Raw genomic sequence first — 805 nt, forward strand, 5'->3', positions numbered from 1 at the left:
GCAGGTTGTCACCGCTCAATGCCGTGAGCTCATCGAGGTGTTCACCGGGCTTCGGCCACGTCAGTTCCAGCGTTTGGTGCGGGCTGTCCACCGTGAGGGCGGCAGGGCACTGGACCCGGACCGGCCGGGCCGTCCGTGGGCGCTGACGCTGGAGGACCGGGTGCTGCTGGTGGCAATGTACTGCCGCACCAACCTCACGATGAGGCAGCTCGCCCCGCTGTTCGGGATCTCCCCGGCGGCCGTCGGCCGGATCATCAGCCGGCACGGCCCGCTGCTGGCCCTGGCGCCGGGCAAACGCAAGCCCTGGCGGCACCAGGTCCTCATCGTGGACGGCACGCTGGTACCCACCCGGGACCGGACGGTGTCCGCGTCGTCGAAGAACTACCGTTACTCGGCGAACCTCCAGGTCCTCATCAAGGCCGAGACCCGGGTCGTACTGGCCGTCGGCCGGCCGCTGCCGGGCAACCGTAACGACTGCACCGCCTTCGCCGAGTCCGGCGTCAAGGATGCTTGCGGCAATGCGACCGTCATCGCCGATGGCGGCTACCAGGGCACCGGAGTCCTCATGCCCCACCGACGCCGACCGGGACAAGAGCGGCTCCCGGACTGGAAGGAGCAGCACAACGCCTCCCACCGGCAGGTCCGAGCCCGGGTTGAGCACGCCTTCGCCCGGATGAAGAACTGGAAGATCCTGCGGGACTGCCGCCTCAAGGGCGACGGCGTCTACTGGGCTACCAGCGGCGTGGCCCACATGCACAACCTCGCCCTCAGCCGCGCCTGATCGACGTCGCGAGACAAGCTTTAG

1 protein-coding gene is annotated in these 805 nt (G+C 68.9%); it reads left to right on the plus strand.

Features of this window, described 5'->3' with window-relative positions:
• Positions 1 to 781: transposase (locus ACSNOK_RS33345; protein WP_436784524.1), on the plus strand; the 781-nt coding region annotated here is incomplete at its 5' end.
• Positions 782 to 805: the final 24 nt, after the last annotated feature.

Origin of the sequence: Streptomyces sp. URMC 126 (assembly GCF_051386555.1) — a bacterium.
Lineage (GTDB): Bacteria > Actinomycetota > Actinomycetes > Streptomycetales > Streptomycetaceae > Streptomyces.